The organism is Flavobacterium limi, from assembly GCF_010645075.1.
GTDB classification, from domain to species: Bacteria; Bacteroidota; Bacteroidia; order Flavobacteriales; family Flavobacteriaceae; genus Flavobacterium; species Flavobacterium limi.
Genome location: NZ_JAADZV010000004.1, coordinates 143,080 through 157,509 on the forward strand (window position 1 = coordinate 143,080; position 14,430 = coordinate 157,509).

14 protein-coding genes are annotated in these 14,430 nt (G+C 34.2%); 8 read left to right on the forward strand and 6 right to left on the reverse strand.

Annotation, left to right across the window (positions count from 1 at the left end; genetic code table 11):
• Positions 1-140: 140 nt before the first annotated feature.
• The 5 genes from GXM16_RS10065 to GXM16_RS10085 all read left to right on the forward strand — a co-directional run bounded on the left by GXM16_RS10065 (position 141) and on the right by GXM16_RS10085 (position 6,760).
• Positions 141-626 (forward strand): MarR family winged helix-turn-helix transcriptional regulator, encoded by a 486-nt coding sequence (locus GXM16_RS10065; RefSeq protein ID WP_163394246.1) that lies wholly within the window; start codon positions 141-143, stop codon positions 624-626.
• 128 nt (positions 627-754) lie between these two features.
• The gene (locus tag GXM16_RS10070; protein WP_163394247.1) at positions 755-3,145 is read left to right on the forward strand and encodes a 3-hydroxyacyl-CoA dehydrogenase/enoyl-CoA hydratase family protein; all 2,391 of its coding nucleotides are present in this window, start codon (positions 755-757) and stop codon (positions 3,143-3,145) included.
• A gap of 105 nt (positions 3,146-3,250) precedes the next feature.
• A complete protein-coding gene (locus GXM16_RS10075) occupies positions 3,251-4,432 on the forward strand; it encodes a thiolase family protein (RefSeq protein ID WP_163394248.1) in 1,182 nt (393 codons plus the stop codon).
• 128 nt (positions 4,433-4,560) lie between these two features.
• Positions 4,561-4,911: a four helix bundle protein gene (locus GXM16_RS10080; protein WP_163394249.1), complete on the forward strand. Its 351-nt coding sequence runs from the start codon at positions 4,561-4,563 to the stop codon at positions 4,909-4,911.
• Positions 4,912-4,969: 58 nt separating this feature from the next.
• Positions 4,970-6,760: an acyl-CoA dehydrogenase family protein gene (locus GXM16_RS10085; protein WP_163394250.1), complete on the forward strand. Its 1,791-nt coding sequence runs from the start codon at positions 4,970-4,972 to the stop codon at positions 6,758-6,760.
• Between the two features lie 110 nt (positions 6,761-6,870).
• Here the strand turns inward: GXM16_RS10085 and GXM16_RS10090 are convergent, their stop codons facing one another.
• Together GXM16_RS10090 and GXM16_RS10095 are read right to left on the reverse strand one after the other, a co-directional pair.
• Complete coding sequence (locus GXM16_RS10090) at positions 6,871-7,392, reverse strand: DUF4251 domain-containing protein (protein ID WP_163394251.1); 522 nt, start codon at positions 7,390-7,392, stop codon at positions 6,871-6,873.
• Between the two features lie 34 nt (positions 7,393-7,426).
• Positions 7,427-7,858, reverse strand: a complete 432-nt coding sequence (locus GXM16_RS10095) for an META domain-containing protein (RefSeq protein ID WP_163394252.1) — start codon at positions 7,856-7,858, stop codon at positions 7,427-7,429.
• Between the two features lie 211 nt (positions 7,859-8,069).
• Between GXM16_RS10095 and GXM16_RS10100 the strand changes: the two genes are divergently transcribed.
• Together GXM16_RS10100 and GXM16_RS10105 are read left to right on the forward strand one after the other, a co-directional pair.
• A complete protein-coding gene (locus GXM16_RS10100) occupies positions 8,070-8,597 on the forward strand; it encodes a superoxide dismutase family protein (RefSeq protein ID WP_163394253.1) in 528 nt (175 codons plus the stop codon).
• Positions 8,598-8,716: 119 nt separating this feature from the next.
• Positions 8,717-9,919 carry an LETM1-related biofilm-associated protein gene (locus GXM16_RS10105; RefSeq protein WP_163394254.1) on the forward strand — a complete coding sequence of 401 codons (1,203 nt, stop codon included), beginning with the start codon at positions 8,717-8,719 and terminating at the stop codon, positions 9,917-9,919.
• A gap of 50 nt (positions 9,920-9,969) precedes the next feature.
• Here GXM16_RS10105 and can read toward each other — a convergent pair whose 3' ends face one another.
• The 4 genes from can to GXM16_RS10125 form a co-directional block, all read right to left on the reverse strand.
• Positions 9,970-10,605 (reverse strand): carbonate dehydratase, encoded by a 636-nt coding sequence (gene can, locus GXM16_RS10110; protein ID WP_163394255.1) that lies wholly within the window; start codon positions 10,603-10,605, stop codon positions 9,970-9,972.
• Between the two features lie 91 nt (positions 10,606-10,696).
• On the reverse strand, positions 10,697-12,346 hold the full coding sequence (locus GXM16_RS10115) for a SulP family inorganic anion transporter (protein ID WP_163394256.1): 1,650 nt from the start codon (positions 12,344-12,346) through the stop codon (positions 10,697-10,699).
• Positions 12,347-12,425: 79 nt separating this feature from the next.
• Positions 12,426-12,707 (reverse strand): hypothetical protein, encoded by a 282-nt coding sequence (locus tag GXM16_RS10120; protein WP_229684309.1) that lies wholly within the window; start codon positions 12,705-12,707, stop codon positions 12,426-12,428.
• A gap of 133 nt (positions 12,708-12,840) precedes the next feature.
• Positions 12,841-13,320: a Dps family protein gene (locus GXM16_RS10125; protein WP_163394258.1), complete on the reverse strand. Its 480-nt coding sequence runs from the start codon at positions 13,318-13,320 to the stop codon at positions 12,841-12,843.
• Between the two features lie 107 nt (positions 13,321-13,427).
• Here GXM16_RS10125 and GXM16_RS10130 point away from each other — a divergent pair, with 107 nt between their 5' ends.
• The gene (locus GXM16_RS10130) at positions 13,428-14,369 is read left to right on the forward strand and encodes a LysR substrate-binding domain-containing protein (RefSeq protein WP_163394259.1); all 942 of its coding nucleotides are present in this window, start codon (positions 13,428-13,430) and stop codon (positions 14,367-14,369) included.
• Positions 14,370-14,430: the final 61 nt, after the last annotated feature.

Sequence of the window (14,430 nt, forward strand, 5' to 3'; positions counted from 1 at the left end):
AAAAGAATGGTATATTTCAATTAAAAAGAATCTTTAAAACACAAATTCAAAGACATTTTCTAACTAACCTAAAATTTATGAAAAAATAATATGCATGCATAGTATTTTTTCATTATATTTGAAATCGATATAGTATTTTTATGAAAGATAAAACGATAGATTATATTTTAAGAGCAACATGGCAGGCTGTATCCAGAATGTACAATGAAGAAGCTGCAAAATACGACGGCACAATGGCAACAGGTTTTGCACTTTTAAGTATCGACAAGGAAGAAGGCACTCCATCGACAGCTTTAGGCCCAAGGATGGGTATGGAAGCTACCAGCCTGACCAGAACATTAAAATCTATGGAAGACAAAGGTTTGATTGTTCGCAAAAAAAATCCAACTGACGGTCGTGGCGTTTTGATTTATCTGACCGAATTTGGAAAGGAAAAAAGAGAATTATCTAAAAACACGGTTTTAAAATTTAATGAAACCGTAAGAAAACATGTTTCAGACGAAAAACTACAACATTTTATTGAAGTTTCTGAAATAATCAACGAATTAATCCTGGATAAAAATATATTTAATCACACGAGTGCCAGCGAACTGGCGAAGCAAACAGAAAATACTGAAAATGAATAATCTCTGATGAGAATATGATTTTATAAACATAAAAACAAAATAACAAAGTATGAAATTGCCCACATTAAATTCTTTTCAAACTAATAAAGGCAATAACATATTTGACCAATAGAAAAAAATTAACAAATATGAAACGCACAATTAAAAAAGTTGCTGTAATTGGATCCGGAATCATGGGTTCAGGTATAGCCAGTCATTTTGCCAACATTGGTGTTGAAGTTTTACTGCTTGACATCGTGCCTCGCGAGTTGACAGAAGCTGAAGCTAAAAAAGGATTAACGCTTGAAAGCAAGGCCGTTCGCAACCGTTTGGTAAATGACCATTTGGCGAACTCATTAAAATCGAAACCCTCTCCTATTTACAGTCAGAAATTCGCTAGCCGAATCACAACTGGAAATACGACAGACGATATGGCAAAAATTGCCAATGTAGACTGGATTATCGAGGTTGTAGTAGAGCGTTTGGATGTTAAAAAATTAGTATTCGAACAAATCGACAAATTCCGCAAACCAGGAACTTTGGTTACTTCAAATACTTCTGGTATTCCAATTCATTTTATGAGCGAAGGAAGAAGCGAAGATTTTCAACAGCACTTCTGCGGAACACACTTTTTTAACCCTGCGCGTTACTTAAAATTATTTGAAATTATTCCGGGACCAAAAACTTCAAAAGAAGTTCTTGATTTCTTAACCGATTACGGTTCTAAATTCTTAGGAAAAACTTCGGTTGTTGCTAAAGATACTCCGGCGTTTATCGGAAACAGAATTGGTATTTACGGAATTCAGAGTTTATTCCATTTGGTTAAAGAAATGGGATTAACTATTGAAGAAGTTGATAAATTGACAGGTCCGGTAATTGGTCGTCCAAAATCGGCTACTTTCCGTACGGTTGATGTTGTTGGGTTAGATACTTTAGTGCATGTTGCCAATGGTATTTACGAAAACTGCCCGAATGACGAACAGCACGAATTATTTAAACTTCCGGATTTCATCAACAAAATGATGGAAAACAAATGGCTTGGTTCTAAAACGGGTCAGGGTTTTTATAAAAAAGTAGATAAAGACATTCTTTCTTTAGACTTAGATACATTAGAATACCGCGCTGCAAAAAAAGCCAATTTTGCAACCCTGGAATTAACTAAAACTATCGACAAACCAATTGATCGTTTTAAAATTTTAGTAAAAGGTACAGACAAAGCGGGCGAATTCTACAGAAAAAGTTTCGCCGGAATGTTTGCTTATGTTTCCAACAGAATTCCTGAAATCTCAGACGAATTATACAAAATTGACGATGCTATGAAAGCCGGTTTTGGATGGGAAAATGGTCCGTTCGAAATCTGGGATGCTATTGGTGTTGCCAAAGGAATTGAAATTATGAAAGCAGAAGGTCTAGAACCTGCTGCATGGGTAAGCGAAATGCTGGCTTCGGGAAGCGATAGTTTCTATACTGTAAAAGAAGGTGCTACGTATTTCTATAACATACCGACAAAATCTCAGACTAAAGTTCCTGGACAAGATTCATTTATTATTCTGAACAACATCCGCGAAAGCAAAAAAGTCTGGAGCAACAGTGGCGCAATTATTCAGGACTTAGGAGACGGAATCTTAAATTTAGAATTTCAGTCTAAAATGAATACAATTGGTGGCGATGTTCTTCAGGCTATCAATAAAGCAATCGACTTATCTGAAAAAGAATATCAAGGTTTAGTCATTGGAAACCAGGCTGCGAATTTCTCTGTTGGTGCTAATATCGGAATGATTTTCATGATGGCAGTTGAACAGGAATATGACGAATTGAATATGTCAATCAAATTGTTCCAGGACACGATGATGCGTGTCCGTTATTCTTCAATTCCAGTAATTGTTGCCCCCCACGGAATGACATTCGGTGGTGGATGCGAAATGAGTTTACATGCTGACAAAGTAGTAGCAGCTGCAGAAACCTACATGGGGTTAGTTGAATTTGGAGTTGGTGTAATTCCTGGTGGTGGCGGATCTAAAGAAATGGCTTTAAGAGCTTCAGACTTATTCCGCAAAAACGATGTGGAGCTAAATGTTCTTCAGGAGTATTTCTTAACGATCGCTATGGCTAAAGTTTCAACTTCTGGTTACGAGGCTTTTGACACAGGATTATTACAGCACGGAAAAGATATTATCGTAGTAAACAAAGATCGTCAGATTGCTGAAGCTAAAAAACATGCTTTGATAATGGCTGAAGCCGGATATACACAACCAATCAGAAGAACAGATATTAAGGTTCTTGGAAAACAGGCTTTAGGTATGTTCTTGGTTGGAACGGATCAAATGGAAGCTGGAAAATACATCTCTGAACACGATAAGAAAATCGCAAACAAACTGGCTTACGTAATGGCTGGTGGTGATTTATCTGAAGCGACTTTAGTTTCTGAACAATATTTATTAGATATCGAAAGAGAGGCTTTCCTGAGTTTATGTACAGAACGCAAGACGCTAGAAAGAATCCAGTATATGTTGACTAAAGGAAAACCGCTTCGTAATTAGAAAAATAGATAAAAAGAAGAAAGAAGAAAGAAGCAAGAGAAAACTCTGTTTTGAAATCTTGCTTCTTGCATCTTTCTTCTACCAATCTTAAAAAAACAAAAACAAATGAAAACAGCATATATAGTTAAAGCTTACCGTACAGCGGTAGGAAAAGCACCAAAAGGAGTTTTTAGATTTAAACGTCCTGATGAATTAGCTGCAGAAACCATTCAGTTTATGATGAATGAACTGCCTGATTTTGACAAAAAACGCATCGACGACGTTATGGTTGGAAATGCAATGCCAGAAGCAGAACAAGGACTTAACGTTGGTCGTTTAATCTCTTTAATGGGATTAAAAGTGGAAGACGTTCCTGGGGTTACGGTAAACCGTTATTGCGCATCTGGATTAGAAACTATCGGGATGGCAACAGCTAAAATCCAGTCAGGAATGGCAGATTGTATCATTGCCGGTGGTGCAGAAAGCATGAGTTATATTCCGATGGGAGGTTACAAACCAACTCCGGATTATAAAGTTGCTGCTGCTGGTAACGAAGATTATTACTGGGGAATGGGTTTAACTGCCGAAGCAGTTGCTAAACAATACAATGTTTCGAGAGCAGATCAGGATGAGTTTGCTTACAACTCTCACATGAAAGCTTTGAAAGCGCAGGCAGAAGGAAAATTTGACAAACAAATCGTTCCTATTACAGTTGAGCAGACTTTCATTAATGAAAACGGTAAAAGAGAAACAAAATCATACGTTGTAAACAAAGACGAAGGGCCAAGAGCCGGAACTTCCATCGAAGCATTGGCGGGTTTAAAACCGGTTTTTGCAGCTGACGGAAGTGTAACTGCCGGTAACTCTTCACAAATGAGCGACGGTGCTGCTTTTGTTTTAATCATGAGCGAAGACATGGTAAAAGAATTAAACCTTGAACCAATTGCAAGATTAGTAAACTTTGCTTCATCTGGCGTTGAGCCAAGAATTATGGGTATCGGACCTGTAAAAGCAATTCCGAAAGCGTTGAAACAAGCAGGTTTGACATTAAACGATATCGAATTAATTGAATTAAACGAGGCCTTTGCTTCTCAGGCTTTAGCAGTAACTCGTGAATTAGGTTTAAATCCTGATATCGTAAACGTCAACGGAGGCGCCATTTCATTAGGCCACCCACTTGGATGTACCGGAGCAAAGCTTTCTGTTCAGTTATTTGATGAAATGAAACGTCGTGGAAATAAATACGGAATTGTTTCTATGTGTGTGGGAACTGGACAAGGAAGCGCAGGGATTTACGAAGTGTTGTAGAGAATTTTTAGAGGAAAGAAGCAAGAGGAAAGACTTCTTGTGGGATGAAAAATTAATCTGAAATGGATTATTTTAAAAGTAGTAAAAAACTTACTTTTAATTTTTCTTCTTATCTTGCCTTAAAAAACATGAAACACAATTTTAAGAATTTGAAGATTTGGATTTTAGCAATGGAAATTACAAATGATATCTATAAACTAACTTCCAGTTTTCCAAAATCTGAAACTTATAGTTTGGTAAGCCAAATGAATCGATGCTCTGTTTCAATGCCTTCTAATATTGCTGAAGGCTCAAACAGAGGAAATAAGCATTTTCAGCATTATCTGAATATTAGTTTAGGTTCATCATTCGAATTACAGACACAATTGTTAATAGCTTGTCAAAACGACTATGTAACAAAAGAAAAAACAGAAAAATTAGAAAACAAAATAATTGAATTTCAAAGGATGACATCAGGTTTCATAAGCAAGTTAGATTAATCTTTTCCTCTTGCTTCTTGCTTCTTTCATCTTATCAAATCTAAAAAACAAAAAAGTCATGAGCGACAAAACAAGGGGAGGTCAATTCCTCGTAAAAGAAACAAAATGCGAAGACATCTTCACACCAGAAGATTTCTCTGAAGAGCAAATAATGATGCGTGACTCTGTAAAAGAATTTGTTGACAAAGAAATCTGGCCTAATAAAAACCGTTTCGAGAACAAAGACTACGCTTTTACAGAAGAAAGTATGCGTAAAGCAGGCGAACTTGGACTCCTTGGGGTTGCAGTTCCTGAAGAATACGGCGGATTAGGAATGGGATTCGTATCGACAATGTTGGTTTGCGATTACATTTCCGGAGCAACCGGATCTTTCTCAACTGCTTTTGGAGCTCATACAGGAATTGGTACAATGCCAATTACACTTTATGGTACAGAAGAGCAAAAGAAAAAATACGTACCGAAATTAGCTTCTGGAGAATGGTTTGGTGCTTACTGTTTAACAGAACCAGGCGCAGGATCTGATGCAAACTCAGGAAAAACAAAAGCAGTTTTATCTGATGACGGAAAATACTACTCAATCACAGGTCAAAAAATGTGGATTTCGAATGCAGGCTTCTGCAGCGTTTTCATCGTTTTTGCCAGAATTGGAGATGATAAAAATATTACAGGTTTCATCGTAGAAAACGATCCTTCAAACGGAATTTCTATGAATGAAGAAGAGCATAAATTAGGAATCCGTGCTTCTTCTACTCGTCAGGTTTTCTTCAATGAAACAAAAGTTCCGGTTGAAAACATGTTATCTGAAAGAGGAAACGGTTTCAAAATAGCAATGAATGCTTTGAACGTTGGTCGTATTAAATTGGCTGCTGCTTGTTTAGATGCACAACGTAGAGTTACTTCAGGCGCTGTAAAATATGCTAACGAAAGAATTCAGTTCAATACTTCTATTTCATCTTTTGGAGCTATCCGTTCTAAATTAGCTGAAATGGCTACTAGTGCTTACGCTGGAGAAAGTGCTTCTTACCGTGCTGCAAAAGATATCGAAAACAGAATAGCTGCCCGTGAAGCGGAAGGAACTTCTCACCAGGAAGCAGAATTAAAAGGTGTTGAAGAATACGCTATCGAGTGTTCTATCTTGAAAGTAGCTGTTTCCGAGGATGTTCAAAACTGCTCTGATGAAGGGATTCAAATCTTTGGCGGAATGGGATTCTCTGAAGACACTCCGATGGAAAGTGCCTGGAGAGATGCTCGTATCGCTCGTATTTACGAAGGTACAAACGAAATCAACAGAATGCTTTCTGTAGGTATGTTGATCAAAAAAGCAATGAAAGGTCACGTTGATTTACTTGGGCCAGCAATGAAAGTTCAAGAAGAATTAATGGGAATTCCATCTTTTGATACGCCGGATTTCTCTGAATTATTCTCTGAAGAAAAAGTAATCGTAGCTAACCTGAAAAAAGTTTTCTTAATGGTTGCCGGAAGTGCTGTTCAAAAATACGGCCCGGATTTAGATTCTCACCAACAGTTATTAATGGCCGCTTCTGATATATTAATTGAAATCTATATGGCTGAAAGTACAATCTTAAGAACGGAGAAATTAGCTAAATCTCAAGGAGAAGACAAAGTTCAGGAGCAAATCGCAATGGCAAAATTATACTTGTACAAAGCGGTAGATATTGTAAACTCAAGAGGAAAAGAAGGAATCGCTTCATTCTCTGAAGGTGACGAACAACGCATGATGTTAATGGGATTGAAACGTTTCACAAAATACACTAACCTGCCAAATGTTGTGGCATTGAGAGAAAAAATCGCAGAAAAATTAGTTGCAGAAAACACATACTGCTTCTAATATAAAAATAGTTTTTTAGCTTTTAATTTGTTAAAGCTGCATTTGTCCCGAAACAAATGCGGCTTTTTTTTCGTATACCATAGAATTTAGAATATAAATTATCTACAATCTTATTTAACTTCCTCCTGCTTTGGTGCCTCAATTTGCCCATCATAAGAAATGGATGCCCTATTATTACTATTGACTGAAAGAGAAGCACCTCCATCTAAGAAAACAGTAAAAAAAAGATTGTAAACATCATCATTTCCTTTTACAATTGCTTTTATACTATAAGATTTTTTCTTTTTTTCAATCTGTATGTTTTCAGGAACACCCTCAAATTTAATACCTCCATCTCCTCCTCCATATGGCACATTAAATCCACGTCCAAAAAAAGGCAAATCACAGATTGTCTTTGTTTCATTAAATTTCAGAAAATAGCTATTGTAATCCAGATTCAAAAGCCCGCCTCCTTGCGGGATAACTTTTTGTGCTTCAAAAACAAAATTTTTAGAGGTTATAAGTGTTTCTGTTTCTCTCTGTTTCTGTTTTTCTCTTTCTGTTTTAAGTTGCCTCTTCGATTTTTCCTGTGCAAATACCGGAAAGGTTAAAGAAAACAATAATACTAATAAAATTAATAGTTTAGTTTTCATAAATTATATATTTAATAGTTTAAGAAAAGAAATTCTATTTTTTTGTGAATCGCATTGTTGCAACATCACCGGAGATAAAATTTAAAGTTTTTCCATCATCAGTAATACTATAAGAAGTTACTTTTGATAATGTATTCATAAAAACCTGTTCGCCCTGACCATCAAGGCACATCATTTTTGTTGCTATCATAGGCTGAGTAAAATCAATCTTGTTTTCTGTTACAATAAGTTTTCCAGTATAAGAATTGCAACTATTGTTTCCGGAAACCACATTTTCTTTTGTATTGAAATTGATATTAGGTTTTTTATTCGGATATAACCCCTCAAATGCGATTCGTGGTCCGGTTATGTAGTTGAGTTCCCAATTTCCTTCTAATTTAGAAACAGCATCTTTTTTGCATTTAAAAACATTGCAGGAAACAAACAGAAAACTCAAAAGGATAATAGTACAAATATTCTTTATCATAATTTTAAAGCTTTAAACATTATAAATTAAAGACCATAAAAGACTTTTTTTATTAAAAAACTACACTAATTTACATAATATTTTTGAGTTTTACAGTTAAAGTAAATTTTAATTACAATCAATAGTTTTAGTTTTTTTTAACGTAAATCCTTAAAGAACTTCCTCTTTTTTATGTTAAATTTACTTATTCTTTAATTTAAAAGCTTCACATATGAAAAAAATAATTGTTTCCTTCGCAATAATCTCAGCCTTAATAATTGGATGTAAGAGCAGTACAAAATCAAACGACGCTAAGACCTTAACCGTAACTTTAGAGCCAAAAAGTAACAGCACAGTTACTGGAACTGCTACTTTTACAGAAAAAAACGGTAAAGTAACTTTTACAGCAAAAATTGCAGGTTTACAGCCTGGAGTTCACGCCATCCACATTCATGAAAAATCAGATTGTACTTCTGCTGACGGAAGTTCTGCAGGCGGACACTGGAATCCGACGTTTAAAAAACATGGTAAATGGGGAGTTGGCGAATATCATAAAGGCGATATTGGTAACTTTACAGCCGATGAAAAAGGAAACGGTACTATAAGCATGACTACTGATGAATGGGCTATTGGTGGTGACGATGAAACCAAAAATATCTTAGGAAAAGGACTAATTGTTCATCAGGGAGCTGATGATTTCACTACTCAGCCTACAGGAAATGCAGGAGGACGTGTTGCCTGCGCAGGAATAATCAAATAATAAAACTACATACAAAACTTAATAACCACTATTTTTCACAAAATCTAGTGGTTATTTCATTTAAAAATTAATCTTAGCACAAGAAAAAGATATAGCTTTGTATCTTCAAATTAAAGTTAATGATTAACCCATCGGCACCAGGCTGGATAGATAAGTTTTTTAGTGAACAAAAATTTTCAGAAGCTATTCCTTTTGAAAATACAGATTCTTTTTATTATAAAGTCAGGGAAACCGGCTTTATCTACGGTCATATCATTTCTATTGATTCTCAAATTCCTATTCCAATTGAGGGCTGGTTCAAGACCGAGATTTCTAAAATTGCTCTTTTAAACACATTATTTCATGTTTTTTGTCTGGAAAAAAGAAATTCAGAACCGAAAAATTTTATTTCTGAAGTTTTGAAATTTTATAAAGAAATGAATCCGGAGGGATTTAATTTGTTTAAAATTTTGCTTCCAAAAGATACTCCATCATTATCATTAGAAAATATAATTGACCAAAGAGTTCAAACCAATGACAGCATCATTAGTAAAAACTTTTCTCATCTCGTAACTAATGCTTTATTATTTATAGATGTACTGGCTTTTAGACAATTTTTAGAGCATGGTACTATTCCGGAAAAATATCTGAAACGAATTGAAGAAACTGTTTTAGGAATTGTTGGGCTTGCATTAAAAACGAAGACTGTCAAATCACATCATGACGACTTATTGATTAAACTTTTTGAAGCTTCTATACGATACTCCAAATTTTCAAAAGTTACAGTTGATACTTTGGAAACTTTACCGCTCAGTCATTTTAGTAATAAATTAGAACATTATTACTTAATCGATATGGCTGGAATGGCTTTATGGAGTGACGGTGTGGTAGAAAACGAAGAGGCCTACTTTTTATATTCATTAGGATCCATGATGGGAGTTTCTGATGGTTTTGTAACCCAAAGTATCAATACGACAAATTCGTTTATTACAACTCATAAAAAGAAAATTCCATATTTTAATTATTCGAATCCTGTAAAGCATTTCTATGATCAGATGACTCATACGGTTGTAAAATTGATTACTAGAAACAAAAACAGATTAGTTAAGGAAATTGTGCAGAGCAAAGAATTAATGATTCTTTTAGCTTATTCTACAACACGGGATTTAGATGCTAAGGAAAAGAAAAAAGTAAAAAAACAGCTTTTGGATATTTGCAAAACAATACCATCTCTTACCATTTTTTTACTTCCCGGCGGAAGTTTATTATTACCTATTTTAATAAAGTTTATTCCGACAATGTTACCGTCAGCTTTTAATGAAAATCTTGATGAAAATGAATAAAAAAAATCGCCTAATTGACGATTTTTTTATTCATTGCAGGCCGTTAAATATTAAAGATCTAACTGATAAACCTGATCAAGTTCTTCATTTGAACTGATTGTTACATTTAAATCAGTTACAAAACCTGAATTTAATCCGTAAACCCAGCCGTGGAGCATCAAATCCTGACCGCTTTTCCATGCCCCCTGTACTATAGAGGTTTTAGCTAAGTTATAAACCTGCTCTTTAGCATTGATTTCAACAAATGCATTAAAACGGGCATCTTCATCCTCAATAGAATTCAGATATTTATCATGTAAACGGTACTCATCCTTTATATGACGAAGCCAATTGTCTATAATCCCTACAGACTGGTTACCCATTGCTGCTTTTACACCACCGCATCCGTAGTGCCCGCAAACAATAACATGTTTTATTTTTAACACGTTTACAGCATAATCTAAAACACTAAGCATATTCATATCCGAATGTACTACCATGTTGGCAATATTTCTGTGCACAAAAACCTCACCCGGTTTTGCTCCAATAATTTCGTTTGCCGGAACACGGCTGTCAGAACACCCAATCCATAATACGGGAGGAGATTGTCCTTTTGCCAAATCAGCAAAATAATTTGGATCTAAAGCCAATGATTTCTCTACCCACTCTTTATTGTTTTCTAATAACTGCTTATAAAATTCTCTCATTTTTTTATTTTTTGAATGGTATTTCTATGTAAAGTTCCCTAAATTTTGATAGTTCATAGAAAATACCTTAATTGATTTAATTTGTTTTTTTTTAAAAATCACCTTTAACTTCTTCTTTTTTAACTAAAACTCTTTTGGCAACATCGTAATAGTGCTCGATTGAAACATGATTATTTGAGTCCGGGGTATTCTCTAAGTCATATGCTTTTTTGAAACCTTTCAATTTTACTTTGATATTTTCGTCTATAGCACGGGTCTCCTTAAACTCACGAATCAAATCCAGAACATCATGAGCTATATACTCTGTATCATGTGCATTAATCACTACTTTAGAGTTTTCAGGAATATCATTCAAGGTTTGTTTAATAGCCGCCTTATTCAAAAATGAAACTTCTTGTGCCAAATCGATATGAATAATATCACCATCTTCATATTCCTCTTTTTTAAAGCTGTACGCTCTTTTTAAGTTTCCTCTCAATACAAAAATAATACTGATTATAATACCTAATGCAACACCTTTAAGTAAATCAGTTGCAACAACAAATACTAAAGTTGCAATAAATGGGATGAACTGGTATTTTCCTTTTTCCCAAAAGTGTATAAATGCAGCAGGTTTAGCCAATTTGTACCCCACTAAAATCAAAACTGTAGCTAAGGTAGCTAATGGAATTTTATTTAATATTGTTGGAATAGACAAAACACTGATTAACAAAAGTACACCATGGATAATAGCAGACATTTTAGATTTTGCTCCGGCATTATTATTAGCAGAAGATCTAACTACTACTGATGTCATTGGCAAACCTCCTAAAAGAGAACTTACTAAATTACCAACCCCCTGAGCTCTTAACTCTACGTTAGTATCTGTATAACGTTTTTGAACATCCATTCGGTCGGTAGCTTCGATACATAACAATGTTTCGATTGAAGCTACAATTGCAATTGTAATACCTACTACCCAAACCTGCGGATTTGTAACAGCTCCAAAATTAGGTGTAATTAAAATAGACTTAAATTCTTCAAAAGATTTTGGAACCGGCAATGAAACTAAATGGTCTTTCCCAATAGCTAATGAACTACCTGTAGAAATGAAGACTTCATTTAAAATTATTCCGAGTATAACAGCTACAAGAGCTCCGGGAACTAATTTTAATCTCTTTAAAAAAGGAACTTTATCCCATGAAATTAATATAACCAAGGACACTAATGAGATTACAACAGCTCCTAATTGAATATGGTTAACCACATCAAATAAAAAGGAAAAAGAATTGCTTCCGTCATTTTGAATAAAAGACTGATCTCCTTCATAATCTGCATCGTAACCAAATGCATGTGGTATTTGTTTTAAGATAATGATAATACCAATACCCGCTAACATTCCTTCAATAACATTTGTTGGAAAATAATTTGAAATACTTCCGGCTTTCAAAAATCCTAATGCTAATTGAATTAATCCGGCAATAAAAACAGACATTAAAAACACGTCGAAAGCACCAAAATCTGTGATAGCTGTTAAAACAATTGCTGTTAAACCGGCTGCCGGACCAGATACGCTAATATGGGACTGGCTTAAAGATCCTACTATAATACCTCCAATAACACCTGCAATAATTCCAGAAAATAACGGCGCTCCGGAAGCCATTGCAATACCTAAACACAATGGAAGAGCTACCAAAAAAACCACTAAACCTGAAGCAAAATCAGATTTAAGGTTGGCAAAAAGATTAATTTTTTTTGACATAATACAATACTAAAAATTGATACATTATAGATCTACTGCATTTACTTCAAATACAGTTAGTTTAAAATAATCGGAAGTATTATACCAATTCGGGAGGGGGAGCAAATATACTCGGAGAAATGTTGTCCAGCTTTACAATATTTTCAGATATAATTGTTTTTTTCTCTATATATACCGGCATTAAAACTTCATGCTCTAATACAACCGGATGTACTAAAGATTTAAGTTCTTTATGTACCTCTTCTTCAGAAAAACTACAGGAAATAGTCGCAGTATTGCTTTTCTTTAACGCCTGAACAATAGTGGGGGTCGATAAAAAAGCAAAAAATATAAATAATAATATGCGCGCTAATAGTTTCATGTAAACAAAAATAACGTTAAACACGTAAAATCAAAGTACCATTACAAAATTTTCATAGAATTTTAACATTTTAAAAAAAGTAGAATATCCATAAAAGAATATTCTACCTCTTACTTTACTAATATACAAATCATTATAGTGATTCATCAAGCCATGCATTCATCATCCAAATTATTTTCTCCTGCTCTGAAATAAAGTTACTCATCATTGAATTCGTACCTTCATCGTTAATTTCATCTGATTTATTCAAAATTTTACGTTCAATTTTTAACAAATCAGAAAGAGAATTCACAATTAACTGAACTGCTTTTTCATCGTTTGAGATATTCTTTCCTACTGTCAATTTGTTGTTCTCAATATAATCTTCAAAAGTATGTAAAGGAGTTCCTCCAATTGTCAAAACTCTCTCAGCTATCATATCAATTTTTAATTGAGAATCTGTATATAACTCTTCAAATTTCACATGCAAATCAAAGAAACGTTTTCCAGGAATGTTCCAATGTATTCCTCTCAGATTTTGGTAGTAAACCTGAAAATTAGAAAGTAATACGTTTAATTCTTCCACCAATAATTCTGATTCTTTAACAGGTAATCCTAAAATATTTGTTTTCATTTTATTCAATTTTACAGTATATTTTTTACAAATTTAAAATAACTTCTTTGAAAAAATTATAGCTAAAAATTATATTTTCTTATTTTTGCATCACAAAATACTATCAAATGACTATTACACAATTGCAATATGTTTTAGCAGTAGCGGAACATAAAAATTTTACATTAGCAGCAGAAAAATGTTTCGTGACTCAGCCAACCTTAAGTATGCAGATTCAGAAAATTGAAGAAGAACTTAATATCTTAATTTTCGACAGAAGCAAAAAACCTATTCAGCTTACTGATATTGGTCAGAAGATTGTAAATCAGGCTAAAAATATTGTAAACGAAGCAAATCGTATTCAGGATATTGTTGAACAACAAAAAGGCTTCATAGGAGGCGAGTTTCGTCTCGGAATAATTCCAACTATTATGCCTACGCTTTTGCCAATGTTTTTAAATAATTTTATAAAAAAATACCCAAAGGTGAAGCTTTTAATTGAAGAGCTAAATACGGATGAGATTATTGTAAAATTAAAAAACGGTCATTTGGATGCTGCGATTGCCGCTACGCCTCTTGAAGATGAGAAAATTAAGGAAATCGTATTATATTTTGAACCTTTTGTAGCTTACATTCCCGAGCATCATTCCAGTTTTCAAAAGGATGAAATAGAAGTATCTGATTTAAATATCAATGAGATTTTGCTTTTGCAGGATGGACACTGTTTTAGGGATGGAATTTTGAACTTATGTAAAAATGGATCTGATATTGAGCAAAATAATTTTCAGATTCAAAGCGGAAGTTTCGAAACACTGATAAAATTAGCAGATGAAGGCTTAGGTACGACGCTGCTTCCGTATCTTCACACTATGGATTTAAAAGATTCAGACAAGTTAAAACTGCGCAATTTCAAAGAGCCAAAACCCGCACGGGAGGTTAGTTTAATTTATCCGAAAAGTGAATTAAAAATGCAAATCATTGATGCTTTAAGAAGCACAATTGCAGGTGTAGTAAAAGGAGCAATTGTTTTTCAAAATGTTCAAATTATTAGTCCCTTACACAAAAAATAATAACAGGAATATCTCCTAAACTAAAAAACGTATCCTGTAAGCTTAAAGAGCTTCCGGATAC

What these genes read in the sequence shown, in the direction of transcription:
- GXM16_RS10130 (WP_163394259.1), top strand. Translation starts at nt 13,428, where the DNA reads ATGACTATTACACAATTGCAATATGTTTTAGCAGTAGCGGAACATAAA.
- GXM16_RS10115 (WP_163394256.1), bottom strand. Translation starts at nt 12,346, where the DNA reads ATGTCAAAAAAAATTAATCTTTTTGCCAACCTTAAATCTGATTTTGCT.
- GXM16_RS10065 (WP_163394246.1), top strand. Translation starts at nt 141, where the DNA reads ATGAAAGATAAAACGATAGATTATATTTTAAGAGCAACATGGCAGGCT.
- GXM16_RS10090 (WP_163394251.1), bottom strand. Translation starts at nt 7,392, where the DNA reads ATGAAAACTAAACTATTAATTTTATTAGTATTATTGTTTTCTTTAACC.
- GXM16_RS10085 (WP_163394250.1), top strand. Translation starts at nt 4,970, where the DNA reads ATGAGCGACAAAACAAGGGGAGGTCAATTCCTCGTAAAAGAAACAAAA.
- GXM16_RS10120 (WP_229684309.1), bottom strand. Translation starts at nt 12,707, where the DNA reads ATGAAACTATTAGCGCGCATATTATTATTTATATTTTTTGCTTTTTTA.
- GXM16_RS10095 (WP_163394252.1), bottom strand. Translation starts at nt 7,858, where the DNA reads ATGATAAAGAATATTTGTACTATTATCCTTTTGAGTTTTCTGTTTGTT.
- GXM16_RS10070 (WP_163394247.1), top strand. Translation starts at nt 755, where the DNA reads ATGAAACGCACAATTAAAAAAGTTGCTGTAATTGGATCCGGAATCATG.
- can (WP_163394255.1), bottom strand. Translation starts at nt 10,605, where the DNA reads ATGAGAGAATTTTATAAGCAGTTATTAGAAAACAATAAAGAGTGGGTA.
- GXM16_RS10125 (WP_163394258.1), bottom strand. Translation starts at nt 13,320, where the DNA reads ATGAAAACAAATATTTTAGGATTACCTGTTAAAGAATCAGAATTATTG.
- GXM16_RS10105 (WP_163394254.1), top strand. Translation starts at nt 8,717, where the DNA reads ATGATTAACCCATCGGCACCAGGCTGGATAGATAAGTTTTTTAGTGAA.
- GXM16_RS10075 (WP_163394248.1), top strand. Translation starts at nt 3,251, where the DNA reads ATGAAAACAGCATATATAGTTAAAGCTTACCGTACAGCGGTAGGAAAA.
- GXM16_RS10080 (WP_163394249.1), top strand. Translation starts at nt 4,561, where the DNA reads ATGAAACACAATTTTAAGAATTTGAAGATTTGGATTTTAGCAATGGAA.
- GXM16_RS10100 (WP_163394253.1), top strand. Translation starts at nt 8,070, where the DNA reads ATGAAAAAAATAATTGTTTCCTTCGCAATAATCTCAGCCTTAATAATT.